Annotated in this window: 13 protein-coding genes and 1 pseudogene; 8 read left to right on the top strand and 6 right to left on the bottom strand. The window is 31.7% G+C overall.

Annotated elements, in window-relative coordinates; genetic code table 11:
• The first annotated feature begins 1,228 nt into the window (after positions 1-1,228).
• Entirely contained in the window at positions 1,229-2,113 is an 885-nt protein-coding gene (locus TERY_RS09160; RefSeq protein WP_011611568.1) for a PfkB family carbohydrate kinase, read from the top strand.
• Between the two features lie 344 nt (positions 2,114-2,457).
• Positions 2,458-3,126 (top strand): hypothetical protein, encoded by a 669-nt coding sequence (locus TERY_RS09155; RefSeq protein ID WP_011611567.1) that lies wholly within the window; start codon positions 2,458-2,460, stop codon positions 3,124-3,126.
• Positions 3,127-3,539: 413 nt separating this feature from the next.
• On the opposite strand, the pseudogene TERY_RS36630 reads toward TERY_RS09155, so the two are convergent.
• From TERY_RS36630 to TERY_RS09125, 6 genes and pseudogenes are all read right to left on the bottom strand, one after another.
• A pseudogene (locus TERY_RS36630) lies at positions 3,540-3,897 on the bottom strand (transposase family protein); the annotation flags it as partial.
• A 452-nt stretch (positions 3,898-4,349) separates the two neighbouring features.
• A complete protein-coding gene (locus TERY_RS36625; RefSeq protein ID WP_370496919.1) occupies positions 4,350-4,592 on the bottom strand; it encodes a polyprenyl synthetase family protein in 243 nt (80 codons plus the stop codon).
• Between the two features lie 188 nt (positions 4,593-4,780).
• The gene (locus TERY_RS32800; RefSeq protein ID WP_011611564.1) at positions 4,781-5,128 is read right to left on the bottom strand and encodes a hypothetical protein; all 348 of its coding nucleotides are present in this window, start codon (positions 5,126-5,128) and stop codon (positions 4,781-4,783) included.
• Positions 5,129-5,507: 379 nt separating this feature from the next.
• The gene (locus TERY_RS25075; RefSeq protein ID WP_011611563.1) at positions 5,508-5,786 is read right to left on the bottom strand and encodes a hypothetical protein; all 279 of its coding nucleotides are present in this window, start codon (positions 5,784-5,786) and stop codon (positions 5,508-5,510) included.
• Positions 5,787-6,744: 958 nt separating this feature from the next.
• Positions 6,745-7,635, bottom strand: a complete 891-nt coding sequence (locus TERY_RS09130) for a GlcNAc-transferase family protein (protein WP_011611562.1) — start codon at positions 7,633-7,635, stop codon at positions 6,745-6,747.
• Positions 7,636-8,320: 685 nt separating this feature from the next.
• On the bottom strand, positions 8,321-9,940 hold the full coding sequence (locus TERY_RS09125) for a DGQHR domain-containing protein (protein ID WP_011611561.1): 1,620 nt from the start codon (positions 9,938-9,940) through the stop codon (positions 8,321-8,323).
• Positions 9,941-10,435: 495 nt separating this feature from the next.
• Between TERY_RS09125 and dndC the strand changes: the two genes are divergently transcribed.
• The 6 genes from dndC (at position 10,436) to TERY_RS36620 (ending at position 18,594) form a co-directional block, all read left to right on the top strand.
• Positions 10,436-11,992, top strand: coding sequence for a DNA phosphorothioation system sulfurtransferase DndC (gene dndC / locus TERY_RS09120; RefSeq protein ID WP_011611560.1), 1,557 nt, complete (start codon positions 10,436-10,438; stop codon positions 11,990-11,992).
• A gap of 2,545 nt (positions 11,993-14,537) precedes the next feature.
• A complete protein-coding gene (gene dndD / locus TERY_RS09115) occupies positions 14,538-16,520 on the top strand; it encodes a DNA sulfur modification protein DndD (RefSeq protein ID WP_011611559.1) in 1,983 nt (660 codons plus the stop codon).
• Between the two features lie 799 nt (positions 16,521-17,319).
• Positions 17,320-17,583, top strand: a complete 264-nt coding sequence (locus TERY_RS09110) for a hypothetical protein (protein ID WP_011611558.1) — start codon at positions 17,320-17,322, stop codon at positions 17,581-17,583.
• A 70-nt stretch (positions 17,584-17,653) separates the two neighbouring features.
• Positions 17,654-17,836 (top strand): hypothetical protein, encoded by a 183-nt coding sequence (locus TERY_RS09105; RefSeq protein ID WP_044136626.1) that lies wholly within the window; start codon positions 17,654-17,656, stop codon positions 17,834-17,836.
• Positions 17,793-18,179 (top strand): hypothetical protein, encoded by a 387-nt coding sequence (locus TERY_RS09100; protein ID WP_155994378.1) that lies wholly within the window; start codon positions 17,793-17,795, stop codon positions 18,177-18,179. The genes TERY_RS09105 and TERY_RS09100 overlap by 44 nt, the downstream gene beginning before the upstream one ends.
• Before the next feature lie 280 nt (positions 18,180-18,459).
• Complete coding sequence (locus TERY_RS36620; protein WP_370496915.1) at positions 18,460-18,594, top strand: hypothetical protein; 135 nt, start codon at positions 18,460-18,462, stop codon at positions 18,592-18,594.
• Positions 18,595-18,710 lie beyond the last annotated feature (116 nt).

Here is an 18,710-nt window from a genome sequence, read left to right as displayed (position 1 = left end):
ATAAGCTTCTTCAGAATTAGTATACTAATTATAAGTTATATCAAAAAAAAGTATCATATATAGTAAAATATGGTAAGCTAAGTAATTGTACTTTTCCATGATACATCGTTTATCTTAAAAATTATTTAGGGTTAGTATACTAGTGATTTATTAATCTTTTCAAAAAAGACCACTTTCCCAACTTTTCCTAATAAGGTGCGTGGGAGTTAATAAGACTTTATATTCGTAATAAAGAGCTTTGGATAGATATTTTTTATGAATTGAAAAATAGTTTTTTAGATATACACGGATTACCAATCTATTTTATTAGATATAACTCTGTACTTCACTAGTATAATAGCTGATTTATAACGTACATTTTAAGAGTCTAGATTCTATGCTATATTTAGATTTCGTGAGTTATATTTTTTTCCAAAATTACTAAAATATAGGTAATATCAGACTTTAAGCTAAGTTTACAAATCAGATTTAAGAATTGCTATATTGATTAATTATTTGGAACTGAACGTAAGTAGAATGATTAACCATCTATAGCAGCAATTCCAGATAGTTTGTGACAGATATATAGCAGTCCTGAGTATATCTTAACAGATATAATAGTAATAATAAATATCTCCAGTCAAAAGATAAAAAATTGATTTTTGAGATTAAGCTAAATAATTTTATACTTTAGACATACATAGTCTAAATAAATAAAAAGAGTCTTAGCTATAAAAGTGATTTTTTATGGAAATATTTACATAAAGTAAAAAAATATTACAAAAAATTCTTAAATGTTTCTCACAGTTTATGGTGTGAAATTAAAAAAATCAGTACTGTTTCATGATTTAGAAAGTTTAAGGCTTCAATATTAAGGAATAAAAGTTTGCTTAAAGGCTGAATAAAAAAATCAAATAATTGATTGCTTGAAAGAAAAAGATTATCTGCAATTATCAGATTTACTAAACTATTTACAGAACCAATATAACGTGGTTTTACTAATATCATCTGCTATGGGGAGACTTTGAGCGGTTGTGGTTGGGGAAGAATAGATAAAATAATAAAAATTCTACTCAAAACTTCAAATTAAAGGCCTACTTATTATGGTGTATTAGACTATTAAAACAAAAAAAATATTTTTCAATCAAAGAACTATAAAGACTGAAAATACTATAAAATTGGTTAAGTATTTAATGCTTATCTTTATTTATAAAGTTATTTGTTGAAAATTTATAAAGTAGAAAAAAACATGACTAAAACAGGACTATTTGTTGGATTAATTACCTTAGATTTAGTTTATCTCACAGCAACTTATCCCGATAATAATCAAAAAGTTGTTGCTGCTAATTATGCTGTTACTGCCGGAGGTCCTGCCACAAATGCAGCAGTAACATTTAGCTACTTTAATAATCAAACAACTCTTATCGGTGTGTTAGGAAATCATCCGATAACTCATCTAATTAAAGCAGATTTAGAAAAGCATAATGTGAGAATACAAGACTTAGATAAAAATCGTTCTGAACCACCACCAGTTTCATCAATAATTACTACTCAAGATACAGGCGATCGTGCTGTTATTTCTATCAATGCTACTAAGTCTCAAATCTCAAAAGAATTAATTAGCTCAGAAATTCTTCACAACATTGATATTGTCTTAATTGACGGTCATCAAATGGCAGCAAGTCTAGAAATTGCTCAACTTGCTAAGTCAAAAAATATTCCTATTGTTATAGATGGAGGTAGTTGGAAACTAGGGTTTGAGGAAATTTTACCTTTTGTTGATTATGCTATTTGTTCGGCTAATTTTTATCCTCCTAATTGTGAAAGTCAAGAGGAAGTTTTTGAATATTTAGCAAGTCAAAATATCCGGCATATTGCCATAACCCAAGGGGAAAAATCTATCAAATATTTGAATAAGGGTAAGTTTGGTAATATAGCAATTCCCAAAGTTAATGTTGTTGATACTTTAGGTGCAGGTGATATTTTTCATGGAGCATTTTGTCACTATATTTTTGATGGAGAATTTACAGAAGCTTTGAGAAATGCTGCTAATATTGCTGCTCATTCTTGTCAATATTTCGGTACTAGGAATTTATTTTTGGTAGGGGAAAATCCGGATTTATCTCAGGATTAAAGCTTTACTATGAACTTTAATTATAATAGGTTGAGCACGTCTATTTTCTAATGGGGTGAGGGTTGTTGCAGGTCAGCAGGTCAGCACGGATAAATGCCTTGGTCACCATGGAGGTAGTAGTAAGAATTGTCTTCTGATTTTTTGGTCTAGATATACCCAAAATCCTCTATTCTGATACTTTTAAAAAGCCCGAAATTTGGCTATGAGCATAATTTATGTTAATGCTTTGAGAATTAATTACCAAGCCTTCACTATTGAACTGGATATAATATAAATTTAAATGGTAGAGCTTAATATCACAAATTCAGCAACTCAAGTTAATTATTGTTATTTAAAGCCAGAATATGAACAACTTAAACGAATATCTAACAGCAATTCAAACACTATTAAAGAATAGTGATTTTTGGCAAAAGGTTGCTATTGCTATTATCTCTGCTTTTTCAGTAGCTCTATTTAATTATTTCTCATCAAACAAGCAACGTCAAGACCAAGCTATGGAGCTTTCCTATACAACAAATATATTGAGTATTTTAGAATTCAAAAAAGATATAGACCAGAAAAATATTAGTATCCTTTATGGTGAAGATTATGAAGTTGTAGATTTGTATGTCATCTCTTGCGACATTGAAAATACTGGTAAAAAAGTAATTAAAAATCAAGAAATTACTTTTGAGTTTATTTCTACAAATGTTGGAGTTTTAGAACAATTTTTTGAACCACCTTTGAATGATAATGCAATGGGTATAGAGGAAATTGAGATAGAGGATATTAAGCAAGGTGAAGTAAAAAAAAGGTATTTAATAAGAGAAATTTTACCTAAACGTAAAGTAGGATTTCGATTTTTGTCGGGAAGGCAAACTCAGGAGGATGAAGTACCAAAATTGTTTTGCTCTATTCAAGATATTAGTAAAGTTGAACTCATTCCAAGAACATATAAAGGAGAGAGGGATGAAATTGCTATAATTATGAATTTGTTATCTCAGTTTTTGATGATTTATACTAATAAAAATTAGGCAATTATTAGTCGCACTAAACCATATATTTTTAAAATTACTTTTTGATAATTATTATATTTTAATCTGAATCTTTCTTGAGAAATTATAAATATTTTAATTAATCTTATTACATGTTCTACAAATATTCTTTTTTTGGCTTTATTCTTGATTTTATTCTTTAATTTCTGGTAGCATTTCTTTTTTTCTTGGTTTCTTTTTTGGTGTAGTAGTTCTTTCTACTCCTTCATCAGCTTTATCTCCTTAAAATTTTTGTTTTTTATCAAATTTATCCGGTTTTTTATTAATATTCTTAAATCACTTATTGGACCTTTTTCTCCTATTATTACATCCACTATTTCTGTTCCTTTTGGCGTCGTTATTATTTGATTTTTCAAAGTATAACTTTTCTTTTTTAATATTTGATATTTTTCTTAGTTTTTATATTTACCTGGTTTTTTATACCTAGTTCTGTACTATCTACAATTAATTATAATTCTGTTAATATCTCCTTTACCCATTCCAATTCATTTTCTTTTTTTTTACTTGTTATAATAAACTTGCTGGCAGTAATTATCTGAGAATATCTATCCAGTAATGAAAAATATTATTAGCACTTGATTCACTTATACCAAAGTTAATTCTTAATCTTTGAAAAGTTGGTATTTGATGTCAATAAAATAATTTTAAAATTATTTCTTCTTCCTTTGTTAAATTCTTTTTTCTGACTCCACCTGCTTTAATTAATCTTTTTTCTGTTTTCGCGATCGCCGACTTTTTTTCTGATTCTATCTCCACCCGCAAAGCATCAAGCATCGACAAACTGCGATGGGCAAAAACTGATGCCATCACCCCAGGCAACCGCAGGGGTAACAACACCTCTGGAGACCATTCCCAGTCGATGGCTAAAGTCGATCCCAAAAAAACTTGCGAATTTGTTACCAAAATCAACAAAGATATAGAACAACACCCACTCGGAATGATGTTTGTTAGTACGTCGGTCTAAAACCAGACTCAAATTGCGATCACTGCTAAAAGTCGCAAAACCCACAAACCACTTCCAAGCGATATCCTCACCCCCAGCGAAAACAACCCATTGCGAGCATGATAGCGAAACCATTAATAATTAACAATTGGATTAAGTAAGCAAACCTTCACCCAACCTAATAGAGCGTCACAGCTAAAATTGTGTGTAAATATCGCTTCCAAAATTTTGCTGATGGGAGGCGATAGCGCCGCCAACCCTAAAAGCAAGTCGCTAAACCAGCGATCGGCATCCACGTTTTTTGCACGCCGATGAACGACAAATTTTTCAGTAGCATCCCCACTGCTAAAATGTTAGTGGCATCGCCGGCGTTAATAGCCCGAGCCATGCCGATGCTTTGGTGCAGAGTTTCTTTACCCCGTCGCGACTCCGAGCCATTCTCAATATCGTCATGTATTAAAAAAGCATTGTGATATAATTCTAGCGCCGTCGCAGTTGCCATAGTCTTATCTCCCATTCCCCCAACCGCACGTCCCGCACTAATACACATTGTCGGACGCAGCAACCCGCACAGAAAGGATAATCTTTTAGCATCTTGTATAACGGATCGTAACCACCATAAATCGCTCTTTTACTATAAATTCAGCGATTTTTTGTGTTACAGCACTACGAGAATGCAGCAAGGTTTCCTTAATAATAGTCTTGTCTAAATTCGGTTTCTCCCTCACAGAATGATGTGTAAGGCACCCTTGCACGTCTGGCGGTTCTATGTTGAGCCCGTTCGGCATTTGGATAGCAGTTTTTGTCCCCACTAACTGCTCCTGGTCTGTGTCTGCTTCGAGATGTCTTTTGCTTGGTGGCCATTACTACAGCTTCACCACTGTTAACGTTACCATTGCTGGTTTTATCTCCATGGAGCGATGGCCGACTTTGAGTAAACCTTGAGATTTCATTTTTCAGATAGATTTCCTTGGGCTGGTGTCTTAACCAAATTACGAAAACTAAGCCTACAAAAAACAAAAATATCGCAGACATCATAGAGTTTTCTATTTTTCAATCCTCATCACAACAAAACGATGCGTGTCATATTTATATCGGTAAAGATTTATATCGGTAAAACCTCCACTAATTAGCTTTTTATTTCACTGGGGGCCAGAAAGTTAGTAGTTTTCCTGGGCTCTCCCCTATTTATTTTTTCGTAGGAACAGCCCGTATTTTATGCAAGCTTCCCCTTCTTTTTTTACTTCCTGGCCTTTTATAGCTCTCCCCTATTTATTTTTTTCTAAGAACAGCCCATATTTTATACAAGCTTCCCATTCTTTTTTTAATCCCTGGCCCTCTATATAATATTTAGGAAAAATTGATTTTGAGCCAGGTGTCCCGAAAAACTAATTTCTCCTACTATTACATCTACTATTTATTCTGCCTTTTCTGTGATTACTATTTGATTTTTAAACCTATGACTTTTTGGCTTTCCTAAATCATACTTTTTCTGTTTATCATCATTTTTTAGCCTTTCCCTATCCTGCTCTATACTATCAACTATCAATTCTATTTCTGTCAAAGCCTCTTTTATCCATAAATATTCCTTTTCTTTTCCCGAGAATTTCTCTAGTAAATTAGATGGTAATAATTCCCTCAAAATATCTATCCAAAGCCTGAAAAATATTATTTGCTGTTGATGAGCTAACTCCAAATATTGCTCCTAGTAGCTAAAATGTTGGTACATGATGCAAATAATATAAGCTCAACATTATCTATTCTATCTTGCTTAAAGACTTTTTTCTTGCTCTTCCTGCCTTGATTAACCTTTTTTTTGGCTGGCGATCGCCCATCTTTTTTTTTCAACTTTTTGAGGATTTTCTATTAATTTTATTAGCTGTTCATCTCTAATACCAGTAATTATTTTTGTTTCTTTTGGATGGTTATAAATATATTCTGATACATTATTAATTTGGAAACAGGATATATATAATTTGCCACTACAATTTTACCTTGATTTTGATTTTGGAGAGGTCTATTACTGTTAGAAACTAATGAAATAAAACTTCCCCAAAATTCTCAAACAATACAGTAACTATCTGTAATACTATAAAGTCCGTAAAAAATGACCATCTGGTGGAGCTGGCGATCGCTCCCCAAAAGATAGTTACAGTCAGTCCTTGATAATTTTTGGAGATGTCTAATATGGAAATTATCCTACTTTGCCTCAGAGTGTTCCTTTAAATGCAGAGATTATTTCCCCTATAGATATAGCTGAAAATGTTCTTCTAAAGGATCAGGAATATATAAAGTTTAGTGGGGAATAATTTTAGTTAGTTTTCTGTGAGAAGAAATGGATAATAATAGTTACTGAGAATCAAGATTTAATGTTTACTTATAGTTAGGTTGTTGTCGCTCAAAAAAAATTAATAGGTTTTAGGATGACAGTAGATAATTTATCAGCTTGAGAATTAATTATATTTTTTTTAAATAGTAGAGTTGCTCAATATTATTAAGCACCTAATAGACCTATCTAAAAATACCGATTTTGAAATAGATAACCAGAGTTTTAAAACCTTTTATGAAGAAACCTAATGTAAAAAAGTTAATAAGAAAAAATTATCACACTTGTAGTTAATTAACCTCCTTCTAACTTTTAACTTCTAACTTCCCTAAATAAAATGAATAAACCAACGTTCCTGAAAATTTACACCGGCAAATGCTTCATACTCTGCCAAACTTCTGACATTTCCTAATCCATAAATTCCAAAATCCTCCTTTGCAGTTTCCATTCCCAAAATCTGACGAAAACGAGATTCAGATACCTTATTTTGGACCCACCAATGTTGATGATCTTCCCAATGCACAACCCGCTTTTTACCAGTATTATAAAAATGCCAACAAACACTCAAATTAGGATGATAAATATCCCACCCCTTCGTCCAAGCTTTAGCAGCAAATAACACCTCTTCTCCAGTAAAATAAATATCCGGGTCGTAGGGCACCTCTTCAATAATTGACCCTTCTGCAAAAATAAATCCAGCAGCAACAAAAGCTCCTAGTTGCGGAGTACTGCATTTACTCAAATCTCCTATTGCTTTTAAAGTTAAAGTACCAGGATCTCCAAACTGGCTTGGCTCTAAGCGACTCGGTGTATCTCCAAGCAATTCTCTAGGGGGTCTGTAAGCAGGAGGATAAGCACTTAAAAGCGGTTTTTCACTAGGACAGGCTTTCAGCATTTTAATTAATTTCACATCCCATCCAGGTAAAAATCTCATATGGGCATCAATTTGTAGAGTATATTGTTCTTTTTGCCATAACTTTTGCACCAGAGACCTCGCCCAACCTACACCGCGAGCTTGAGAAGCTGTAACTGTAATAATACGACAATTTTTTATAGCTTTAAGTTTACTAATATAATCTTTTTCCTCATCCGTACCATACTGCCAACAAATACCAAAAGTGAGACGCTTGGGATGAGTAGCATGAGCGATCGCCTCTTCAACTGTGGGAACTAATTCTAAATCCCGGTAAGCAACTATTTGAATAAAAATACTATCCATAAAATATGTCTTGAGTTATTTAATCTAGCTCTCAAATTACCTATTTTAATAAACATCCGTAGTCTTACAATTGACCATACTATTAAGTTTATCTAAATCGCCACATACAGTGAAATTAGTTTCACTGAAATTAGTCTGTCAATTCTTAGATAATGATTATCATCTATTTCATCTATTTAGATAAAGAATTGATTTATATCCATAGTATTTACTCAGAGATGATATCAAATTATGGAAGCTCTAATTAATTATTAGATAAATTTTATTTATGAAATATTTAGTCCTTTTCAATGGGTATAAAAACATTGTTATATTACTAGTTTACTAAAAACTATTATACAAAGAATATTATATCATAAATTTTGACTTCCAAGAAATGAATATTAAGAATTAGTTATTGATACTAATCTGAATATATTCCTAGAGAATAATATGATCATCAAAATTAAGAATAGTTTTGGGAAAAGTATTTATTTAAAATAGCTAAATATATAAACTCAAAAGTTAAAAATAAAAAGTTGAGACGATGAATATTTTACTTAAAAAATAGTTGGCATATATCTAAATTAAAAGTCAATACCTAAGATAATTAACACTTAAAATACAAATGCTAGACAACATCTAAATTAAAAGTATACTAAATTTTGACTTCCGTGAAATAATATAACTTCTATAAACTCATACTTTAATATAAAATTTCAGGTAATCCTACTTTTTTTAATTCGACAAACTTACCCTGAAAATCTACAGCTTGATCCTCTCCAACTCGTCTTGCTTGCGCCAACTGCCGACGAACTTCTGCCCGCTCCATTTTGTCAGAAACTCCACCTAATATATAGATAAATAATCTCATTGCTAAATCTCTACCAGCTACCGACATTCGTTTCCGATTAAAATCATATAAAACCCCATACCAAATTGAGTCAGGAAATTCTATTCCACTCAAACCACCATCCACATCATACTTATTTAATTTATGAAAAACTTCTTTGAGAGAAAATTCTTTTTTATATATTAAAATCCCTAAAGCTTCAGCAAAAGCAATTTGCCCAATAGGGCGGAACAAAACATGACCTTCTCCCGGTTTTCTCTCAAAACTAAATCTTCTTAATTCCGAAGTTTCAGAGCCATTTTCTAATCTAGAATAACTAGGCAAATTAGACAAATAATTCCAAAGTACCATAAATTCTTCTACCCCCTCTTCTAGCTCTTCTTCTGCAGGACGCATAGGAATTAAACCTCTATCTGAAGGTTTCCAATAGGGATAACGAGGTTTTAAATATCTTTCAGACATTTCTTGCAATGCTTGGAGAGTAGTTAAAACAGTAGAGTTAGCTGCCACAGTTGCACTATCCCAATTTATTCTTGGATTTCTACCATCTTTCTCCTTTAAAATAGGATGATAAATTGCTATTTTTCTCGCTACAATAGCAAATCCATCATCTTCATTTAATAATGCTAATTGCCCTTTACTTAATTTTACTGCTGTCAAATTTACATGAGCAAAAACTGACCTAACTCTGCGTCGTGCTTGTGCTCTTGTCTCCCCTTTTACTACTGCTGGAATAAATTCTATTCCTATTTGTTCGTAAGCTAATTTTTGTATTTCTGGTAATTCAATCTGATGAGTTATAGTTAAATCATCAATAGTAATTGCTGCACCTACTGATTTCTTTTGTTTGTTATATCTTGGTAATCTACCAGTTTTTATTAATTCCATTAATCCTTGAATTCCCATCAGTCTATGTTGACCATCTAAGGCAAATACTGCTACTTCTAAACGTAGGTCTAATAATCCTACTTTTCCCTGTGAATCTAGGGAAAAAAAATCAGTTGCAGATTTATTTGCTTCACCATTTTTATTCCATTCTTCTGCCTTAGGATTATCTACCCAACTCGGACTAATTACTACTAATACTGCCGGAAATTTATGGGATTTTCTAGTTGCTAAATATAAAGTTAATGGAGCTTGACGAGACCAGTCTAAGGGTCGTTGTTGAATTTCATCTATTGTTTCTGAATCCCGAATTATATTATCAGTTTCTATGTCAAATTTTTGCCTAAATAATGGTAGTTGAGAGGCAAAGCGTACACGACTATCTAACCATTCTAGAGTGACCGAACCAATGTAAGCTTCTGTGTTTCCCATCATGGTTTTTTGTACTAATAATCTATTGTCTTTGCCTATATGTTTGTCTAATAGGATAGCGATCGCTTCTTTTTCTCGATTATCATTTTCTAAAATTTCTTTTGCTATTTCTGATGTCGGTTTATTGGCCTTTTTTATCATTAATTTTTTGGACATATTTTTAATCTTTTTTTGAAAAATACTACATATATAAATTTTTGTCAACAAAAGTTTTTAAAAACTTTTGAGTTATTATAATAATTAATTGTAGAGTTCTTTTTACTAATCATATAATATTTATTATGTCAAGAGTAACCGATAGAAAATGAGGGATAAATATTGATATTATTCAAAATAATATGTTTATTATAGTTAATTTTATAATTAAAAAAAAAAGGGATAAAAGAAAAAAAATTAGCGCATTACTGTCAACATTTTACCGAAATCAACAAAAAGAAAAAAATGGTATTGCCAAGAAGAAACCGATTTTATTCTATCTGTAATTGATTGAATCATACAATATTCAATTAAAAAAAATATTGAACGATAATCAGCTTTAGTTGCTTATTAAAAAAAAATCTAGAAGACAAACCTGACAATAGTATCCCTAGAACCTATTTAGATCATAATCATAGAAAATTAATTTGACTAAATTCGAGAATATTTATAAAAATGAAAGGTACACAACAATCTTTATTTCCAAGCAGAACTACTACCCAATTAGTAGAAGATATAAAAAAGCTAACTACAGAAATTCAAGAACTATATTGTTTAGATTCTATTCCCTGGGTTATTGGATATTCAGGGGGTAAAGATAGTACCGCAACATTGCAGCTTATATGGAATGCGATCGCCGAACTTCCCCAAAAAAAACGAATTAAAACTATCCACGTTATTACCACAGATACATTAGTAGAAAATCCCATTGTTTCTGCTTGGGTAACTAACTCTTTACAGTTGATGAAAGAGTCTGCAAAAAATCAGAAACTACCTATAGAATGTCATTTATTAAAACCAGCAGTTAAACAAACATACTGGGTAGGACTACTTGGTAAAGGATACCCAGCTCCACGTCATACATTTCGCTGGTGTACTCCCCGTTTAAAAATAGATCCATCCAATCTTTTTATTCGTAATGTTGTTAGAAATAATGGGGAAACAATAGTTGTTTTAGGAACTCGTAAAGCAGAAAGTGCTAATCGTTTAGCAATAATGAATAAACGAGAAATTGGTAGATTAAGAAACCATCTAAGCCCTCATCCTAGTCTCCTTAATTCTTTGCTTTATACTCCTATTGAAGACTGGCGAACTGATGAAGTTTGGCTATATTTAATGCAATGGGAAAATCCTTGGGAAAATAGTAATAAAGATTTACTAGCAATGTATCGAGGTGCAACAGAAGATAATGAATGTCCCTTAGTGGTTGATACCTCTACTCCTAGTTGTGGAAGTTCTCGTTTTGGATGTTGGGTTTGTACCTTAGTAGATAGTGATAAATCTATGTCAGCAATGATTCAAAATGATGAAGAAAAAGAATGGTTACAACCTCTAATAAATTTGCGTCAAGAACTAGATATTTCTGACAGAGATAAAAGAGATTTTCGGCGAATTTGGGGAAAAGTTCAACTCTTTGAACGGAATATAAATGGTGAAGTTTCTGTAGAACCAATACCCGGTCCTTACAAAAAAGAATGGCGAGATACTTTACTTAGAAAATTGTTAGAAGCTCAAGCCAAAATTCGTGAAAATGCTCCAGAAAATATGCGAGGTATTACTCTAATTTCTTCAGAAGAACTTAGTGAAATTAGACGCATATGGTTAGAAGAAAAACACGAGTTTGATGATAGTTTACCTCGTATATATGAAGAAGTAATAGGAGAAGAATTTCAAGACTGTCGTCCTGGTACAGGAATGAGTCTTTTAGGTAGTGATGAATGGTCAGTATTAGAAGAAATATGTAATCAGGATGAGATGCATCTTGAACTTATGGCAAAACTGTTAGACACAGAACGGCAATATTATATTAAGTCTCACCGGTATAAGATTTATGAAAGTCTTGAACAATGTTTTGAAACAAGTTCTCGTTCTAAGGAAGAAGCTATTCAAAATGCTCATAATAAAAGAGACCTCAAAGAAGCTGTTGATAGAGGAAAAGTTTCAGAAAAAATCAAACAATTAAGTTGGGCAAATATGAAGTTTTCTCGTCAAATTTCGGCAGATACTGAGTGAGAATAAGCAAGAATTTTATTGTTTAGTAAACCTCTATTTTTTTGGAATCAAGAGAAAAGGTAAAAATTACTCACATAGTGACAATAAAATTATATTTTTAAGACTTATCTCTTACCTATAAAATTCTATAATGACTAGGAATTTATAAAGCTTTTCCGAGAGATACAATTCTATCTGGTAAATATTTATTTTTCTGAGTTTATGCCAAAGGCAAAATTTTTTTCTTGTTGAAGAAAAAAAATCTATTTGTTATACCAATTATTATGAATTTATCCTATATTTAGGTAACATTTCAGTTATTAAGTGATCAACACACTTTTGTAATAACTTATTTCCTGATGTTAGGAGTAATTATGAAATTTTATCTTTTCAGTTCATCCTCTAGATGAAATCCCAAAATTTTTTCTTGTTGAAAAAAAAATCTATTTGTTAGACCTAACTTCTACAGAAAAAGTGCAATAGTAAATAGGAGTAACTATAAAATTTTCTCTGAAAAGTTTATTTCTGGTAAACCTATATTTTCCCAAATAAATTTAGATAATATGAAATTTTATCTTTTCAGTTCATCCTCTAGATGAAATCCCAAAATTTTTTCTTGTTGAAAAAAAAATCTATTTGTTAGACCTAACTTCTACAGAAAAAGTGCAATAGTAAATAGGAGTAACTATAAAATTTTCTCTGAAAAGTTTATTTCTGGTAAACCTATATTTTCCCAAATAAATTTAGATAATATGAAATTTTATCTTTTCAGTTCATCCTCTAGATGAAATCCCAAAATTTTTTCTTGTTGAAAAAAAAATCTATTTGTTAGACCTAACTTCTACAGAAAAAGTGCAATAGTAAATAGGAGTAACTATAAAATTTTCTCTGAAAAGTTTATTTCTGGTAAACCTATATTTTCCCAAATAAATTTAGATAATATGAAATTTTATCTTTTCAGTTCATCCTCTAGATGAAATCCCAAAATTTTTTCTTGTTGAAAAAAAAATCTATTTGTTAGACCTAACTTCTACAGAAAAAGTGCAATAGTAAATAGGAGTAACTATAAAATTTTCTCTGAAAAGTTTATTTCTGGTAAACCTATATTTTCCCAAATAAATTTAGATAATATGAAATTTTATCTTTTCAGTTCATCCTCTAGATGAAATCCCAAAATTTTTTCTTGTTGAAAAAAAATCTATTTGTTAGACCTAACTTCTACAGAAAAAGTGCAATAGTAAATAGGAGTAACTATAAAATTTTCTTTGAAAAGTTTATTTCTGGTAAACCTATATTTTCCCAAATAAATTTAGATAATATGAAATTTTATCTTTTCAGTTCATCCTCTAGATGAAATCCCAAAATTTTTTCTTGTTGAAAAAAAATCTATTTGTTAGACCTAACTTCTACAGAAAAAGTGCAATAGTAAATAGGAGTAACTATAAAATTTTCTTTGAAAAGTTTATTTCTGGTAAACCTATATTTTCCCAAATAAATTTAGATAAAAGACAAAAATTCCTCACGGGGTAAATTAAAATTTTATTTGTTAGACTTACCTTCTACAGGAAAAAGGTAAGTCTTAAGAATCAAAAAATAAACTTCAGTATTTCAAGCCGAATACTGAGTAGGGTGAGTATTGATAACTGATAACTGATATAGGAGTAACTATAAAATTTTCTTTGAAAAGTTTATTTCTGGTAAACCTATATTTTCCCAAATAAATTTAGATAAAAGGCAAAAATTCCTCATGGGGTAAATTAAAATTTTATTTGTTAGACTTACCTTCTACAGGAAAAAGGTAAGTCTTAAGAATCAAAAAATAAACTTCAGTATTTCAAGCCGAATACTGAGTAGGGTAAGTATTGATAACTGATAACTGATATAGGAGTAACTATAAAATTTTCTTTGAAAAGTTTATTTCTGGTAAACCTATCTTTTCCCAAATAAATTTGGATAAAAGGCAAAAATTCCTCACGGGGTAAATTAAAATTTTATTTGTTAGACTTACCTTGTACAGGAAAAAGGTAAGTCTTAAGAATCAAAAAATAAACTTCAGTATTTCAAGCCGAATACTGAGTAGGGTAAGTATTGATAACTGATAACTGATATAGGAGTAACTATAAAATTTTCTTTGAAAAGTTTATTTCTGGTAAACCTATCTTTTCCCAAATAAATTTGGATAAAAGGCAAAAATTCCTCACGGGGTAAATTAAAATTTTATTTGTTAGACTTACCTTGTACAGGAAAAAGGTAAGTCTTAAGAATCAAAAAATAAACTTCAGTATTTCAAGCCGAATACTGAGTGGGATAAGTATTGATAACTGATAACTGATATAGGAGTAACTATAAAATTTTCTTTGAAAAGTTTATTTCTGGTAAACCTATATTTTCCCAAATAAATTTGGATAAAAGGCAAAAATTTCTCACGGGGTAAATTAAAATTTTATTTGTTAGACTTACCTTCTACAGGAAAAAGGTAAGTCTTAAGAATCAAAAAATAAACTTCAGTATTTCAAGCCGAATACTGAGTGGGATAAGTATTGATAACTGATAACTAATAACTGAAATGATATTCTTAGAACTCGTCTTACAAAACTTCGGACCGTACTTCGGTAAACAAACAATAAACCTTCGCCCTACACTTAGCGATCGCCCCTGCCCTATAATCTTATTTGGAGGTATGAATGGAGGAGGAAAAACTACTCTTTTAGATGCCATTCGCCTTGCACTTTACGGTCATCGTGCCCAATGTTCAACTAGGGGAAATTTAACTTATGGCGACTTTCTTTCTCAGTGCGTAAACCGGAATACTCCACCGACAGAAAAAACTCGTATTGAATTAGCTTTTGAACATATTCAAGATGACCAAATTGTAGAATATCGTATTGTTCGTACCTGGGAAAAAAATCCTAAAGACGGCAAAGATACTCTGGGAATTCTTGATGGAGAATGGCCAGATTATTACTTAGCAAATACCTGGGATGAATATATAGAAAATCTTTTACCTTTAGGAATTTCTAACCTATTTCTATTTGATGGAGAACAGGTAAAAGAATTAGCTGAATTAGAAACACCACCACCTTTAGTTGTAGATGCAATTCAGTCATTATTGGGATTAGAATTAGCGGAACGTCTGGCAGCAGATTTAGATATTTTAGTTACTCGGAAAAAGAAACAACTTTCTAAGACTAAAGAAATAGCAAATCTAGAGGAAATTGAACAAAAAATTAATCAGCAAAAAACAGATTTAGAATTGATAAAAGACAAAAAAATAGACTTGGAAAAAAAATTAAAAAAATCTCAACAAAAGCAAAAAAAAGCAATGAGAAAATTCGTCTCAGAAGGAGGGAAAATTGCTGCGGAAAGGAGTCAGTTAGAACAAGAGTTGAAAGATACAGAGCTAGATGTGGATAATGCTCGTCAGGAAATGGTTGAACTTGCTGGGGGAGCTTTACCTATAGCTTTAATTTCTCCACTTTTGGAACAAGCAAGTTCTCAGGGTGATTTGGAAATTTTACGCCATGAAGCAGAAATTGCTTTGGATGCTTTTCAGGAAAGAGATAAACGTCTACTTAATTATCTGGATGATTTATCTATTTCTACTGATAAAATTAGCAAAATTGAAGAGTTTCTCAATCAAGAAAATTTGACGCTGAAAGATGATATTAATCAAGTTAATGAACCTTGGTTGTCCGCTGATGAAGAAACTTTAATTCTACTAGAAAATTTATTGCGCTATGAGATTGAAGATTCTCTTAAAAGTGCCCGGGAAAGTTTAACTCGTCTGAAAGATTTTGAAGTAGAGATAGATATTTTGGAAAAGCAATTGGCAGCTGCAGCACCCCCAGAAGCTTATGAAATTTTAGCAACTACTTTGCAAGAGTCACAAACTGAGTTAGCAAGGGCAGAAGTTGCTTATGAAAATAGTAAGCGTGATTCTAAAAAATTAGAGGATGCTATTACTCAAACTAAGAAAGAATTGTTGAGTTATACTGACGAAACTATCGAACGTCACAATATTCAACATATAATTAATTCTTCTGCAAAAGTTAAGCAGACTTTACAGCTATTTAAACATAAGTTAACCCTGAAAAAGCTGAATAAATTAGAAAGAGAAGTAACTGAATGTTTCCGTTATCTTTTGCATAAATCAGACTTAGTTCATCGCGTGGCTATTGATACTGATAATTTTACCCTTTTTCTCTATAATAATCAAGGGCAACTTGTTCCTAAAAATCGAATATCTGCAGGGGAAAAACAACTTTTGGCAATTTCTTTTTTATGGGGGTTGGCAAGGGTTTCTGGTAGACGTTTACCTGTGGCTATTGATACACCTCTAGGTAGGTTAGATTCTTCTCATCGTCAAAATTTAGTTGAACGTTATTTCCCTGCTGCTAGTCATCAAGTTATTCTGTTTTCTACTGATACTGAGATTAGTAAATCAGAAGTAGAAAATCTACGTAATTTAGAAGCGATCGCTAACGAATATTTGCTCAAATATGATGCTAAAAAAAATCAGACAAACCTCAAAAAAGGGTATTTTTGGTAAATGACTTTTTTCTTTCTAATTTTTTATAAGCTGACCATTAGCACTCCCAAATATTTTAAGTTTGAGTAGGTAGCGATCGCTAACGAATATTTGCTCAAATATAATGCTAAAAAAAATCAGACAAACCTCAAAAAAGGGTATTTTTGGTAAATGACTTTTTTCTTTCTAATTTTTTATAAGCTGACCATTAGCACTCCCAAATATTTTAAGTTTGAGTAGGTAGCGATCGCTAACGAATATTTGCTCAAATATGATGCTAAAAAAAATCAGACAAACCTCAAAAAAAGGTATTTTTGGTAAATGACTTTTTTCTTTCTAATTTTTTATAAGCTGACCATTAGCACTCCCAAATATTTTAAGTTTGAGTAGGTTTAGTAATTTTAGGTTTCAGTTAGAAAGCAAAGATAGAAAATTGATTGAAGTAAAAAGTTATAGAGATTTAACGGTGTGACTAAAATCAATCGACTTGGTAGTAAGATATGATCAATTTGTTGATTTTTAAACCTAAAACCTGATACCTGAAACCTAACACCTTCATCGCACAAAAAACTTAAATAGCAACTTAACTATTATTTAATTTTCTTTGATGGTAAAATAGTGGTAAAATAGCTGTAAATATAATATATCCAGTTGCTGTAGTGTAAAGTAAGGTAGTGAATTGAATTATGCCTACTTATAATTTCCATCATTGTCTGCCCTTAGAGGAGTAGGCAGTATTTTCGGTAAGCTGAAGCCCAAGAGTCGAAGAGCTACTAGAAAAACAGAGCAACTAAACATATTAAATACGGGATATTCCCCCATGGTAGATACCTTTGTTTATAATTATCCTCAATTAGTACGAGATAATTCTGCTCCTTTTGCAAATGTGACAGATACAAGTATAAAGGTTGCCATAATAGGAGCTGGTTTTCCCGGAGCAAAAGCCACCTACGAATTGCATCAAGCAGGAATTACAGATATCATAATTTATGAAGCTCGCCAACAAAAAAATGGACAAGTCCTAGTTGGTGGGCGCGCATATTCTCCTACATTCAAAAGTAATAGAAGAAAATATGTGAATTAAATGGGGCCGATGAGAATTCCAGAAAACTCCAAGCTGTTTTGACACTACTTTTCCAAAGTTTTGGAGGCAAATGGTGGAGATCACTTTGGGACAGAAAAATTTCCCTGGCCCCGGTGTTGTTGCTACACAGCTAATTTTTCCGGGATTAAAATACAGTTGGAATGATATTGACGACTACTCTCAGGCAGAAGACCAAGAAAACTCAAACAATGTCAATGTTTGGTTTGAGCGATCCGAAACCTTGGGCAAATAGTAGAGCTATCACAGGTTGGCCAGAATATGAAGGAGAAGCAATCAAATGCGTTCTTAAAGATACCCTGGCACGACAAATATATTTTCTTGATCCTTATCCAGATCAAGATGATGCAGCTTTCAATATACTCATCAGGTATAACTGGGAAGATGATTCCACTAAGATGATGGCTACACGGAATTATGAGAGCTATCAGACTATTTACCCAAGTAAGAGTTCAGATTTTTTTCTGAATAAAGCTTATCAGTTTGGTCTGGAAGGATCGGACTCAGATAGCCCAATAACTGCTGCTCTAGATTCTATTTCTGAATCTGAAGATGATCGTCTAGCTTCTGTTGTTTAGCAAGAATAGCCAATGATTTCTGGAGTTTTTAAGATAGATTATCTCAAGCAATACTATGTCACAAATCAGTTGGTATAGCAATACCAGCAACTCAACAAATCAACAAATGAGTATATCTAGCTGGAAATAATAGCCAATGATTTCTGGAGTTTTTAAGATAGATTATCTCAAGCAATACTATGCCACAAGTAAGTTGGTATAGCAATACCAGCAACTCAACAAATGAGTATATCTAGCTGGAAATAATTGCTCTTTTGCTGGAGGCTGTATTGAAAGTGCAATGCAGTCAGCAGTAAATGCAACTGCAGCAATTCTCAGGCAGATGCAAGCAGAAGGAAAAGCTAAAGATTTCCGAATGGATAACCTTTTCATTTCTAATCCATTTCAGGATGTGTTAGAAGATATTGAGAGGTAAGATACAGGTTATCGTTTAAAATTATATCAAACTGACTAATATATAGCTTTTTAAGCTAGTGAGGTACGTGACATAACCTATAAACTTGAACCTATAAACTTTATATTGAAAGGACT

The sequence above is a fragment of the Trichodesmium erythraeum IMS101 genome, from assembly GCF_000014265.1.
Classification (GTDB): Bacteria; Cyanobacteriota; Cyanobacteriia; order Cyanobacteriales; family Microcoleaceae; genus Trichodesmium; species Trichodesmium erythraeum.
This window is presented reverse-complemented; position numbering and strand designations above follow the sequence as displayed.

What these genes read in the sequence shown, in the direction of transcription:
- TERY_RS09160 (WP_011611568.1), top strand. Translation starts at nt 1,229, where the DNA reads ATGACTAAAACAGGACTATTTGTTGGATTAATTACCTTAGATTTAGTT.
- TERY_RS09155 (WP_011611567.1), top strand. Translation starts at nt 2,458, where the DNA reads ATGAACAACTTAAACGAATATCTAACAGCAATTCAAACACTATTAAAG.
- TERY_RS36625 (WP_370496919.1), bottom strand. Translation starts at nt 4,592, where the DNA reads ATGGCAACTGCGACGGCGCTAGAATTATATCACAATGCTTTTTTAATA.
- TERY_RS32800 (WP_011611564.1), bottom strand. Translation starts at nt 5,128, where the DNA reads ATGATGTCTGCGATATTTTTGTTTTTTGTAGGCTTAGTTTTCGTAATT.
- TERY_RS09130 (WP_011611562.1), bottom strand. Translation starts at nt 7,635, where the DNA reads ATGGATAGTATTTTTATTCAAATAGTTGCTTACCGGGATTTAGAATTA.
- TERY_RS09125 (WP_011611561.1), bottom strand. Translation starts at nt 9,940, where the DNA reads ATGTCCAAAAAATTAATGATAAAAAAGGCCAATAAACCGACATCAGAA.
- dndC (WP_011611560.1), top strand. Translation starts at nt 10,436, where the DNA reads ATGAAAGGTACACAACAATCTTTATTTCCAAGCAGAACTACTACCCAA.
- dndD (WP_011611559.1), top strand. Translation starts at nt 14,538, where the DNA reads ATGATATTCTTAGAACTCGTCTTACAAAACTTCGGACCGTACTTCGGT.
- TERY_RS09110 (WP_011611558.1), top strand. Translation starts at nt 17,320, where the DNA reads ATGGTAGATACCTTTGTTTATAATTATCCTCAATTAGTACGAGATAAT.
- TERY_RS09105 (WP_044136626.1), top strand. Translation starts at nt 17,654, where the DNA reads ATGGTGGAGATCACTTTGGGACAGAAAAATTTCCCTGGCCCCGGTGTT.
- TERY_RS09100 (WP_155994378.1), top strand. Translation starts at nt 17,793, where the DNA reads ATGTCAATGTTTGGTTTGAGCGATCCGAAACCTTGGGCAAATAGTAGA.
- TERY_RS36620 (WP_370496915.1), top strand. Translation starts at nt 18,460, where the DNA reads ATGCAGTCAGCAGTAAATGCAACTGCAGCAATTCTCAGGCAGATGCAA.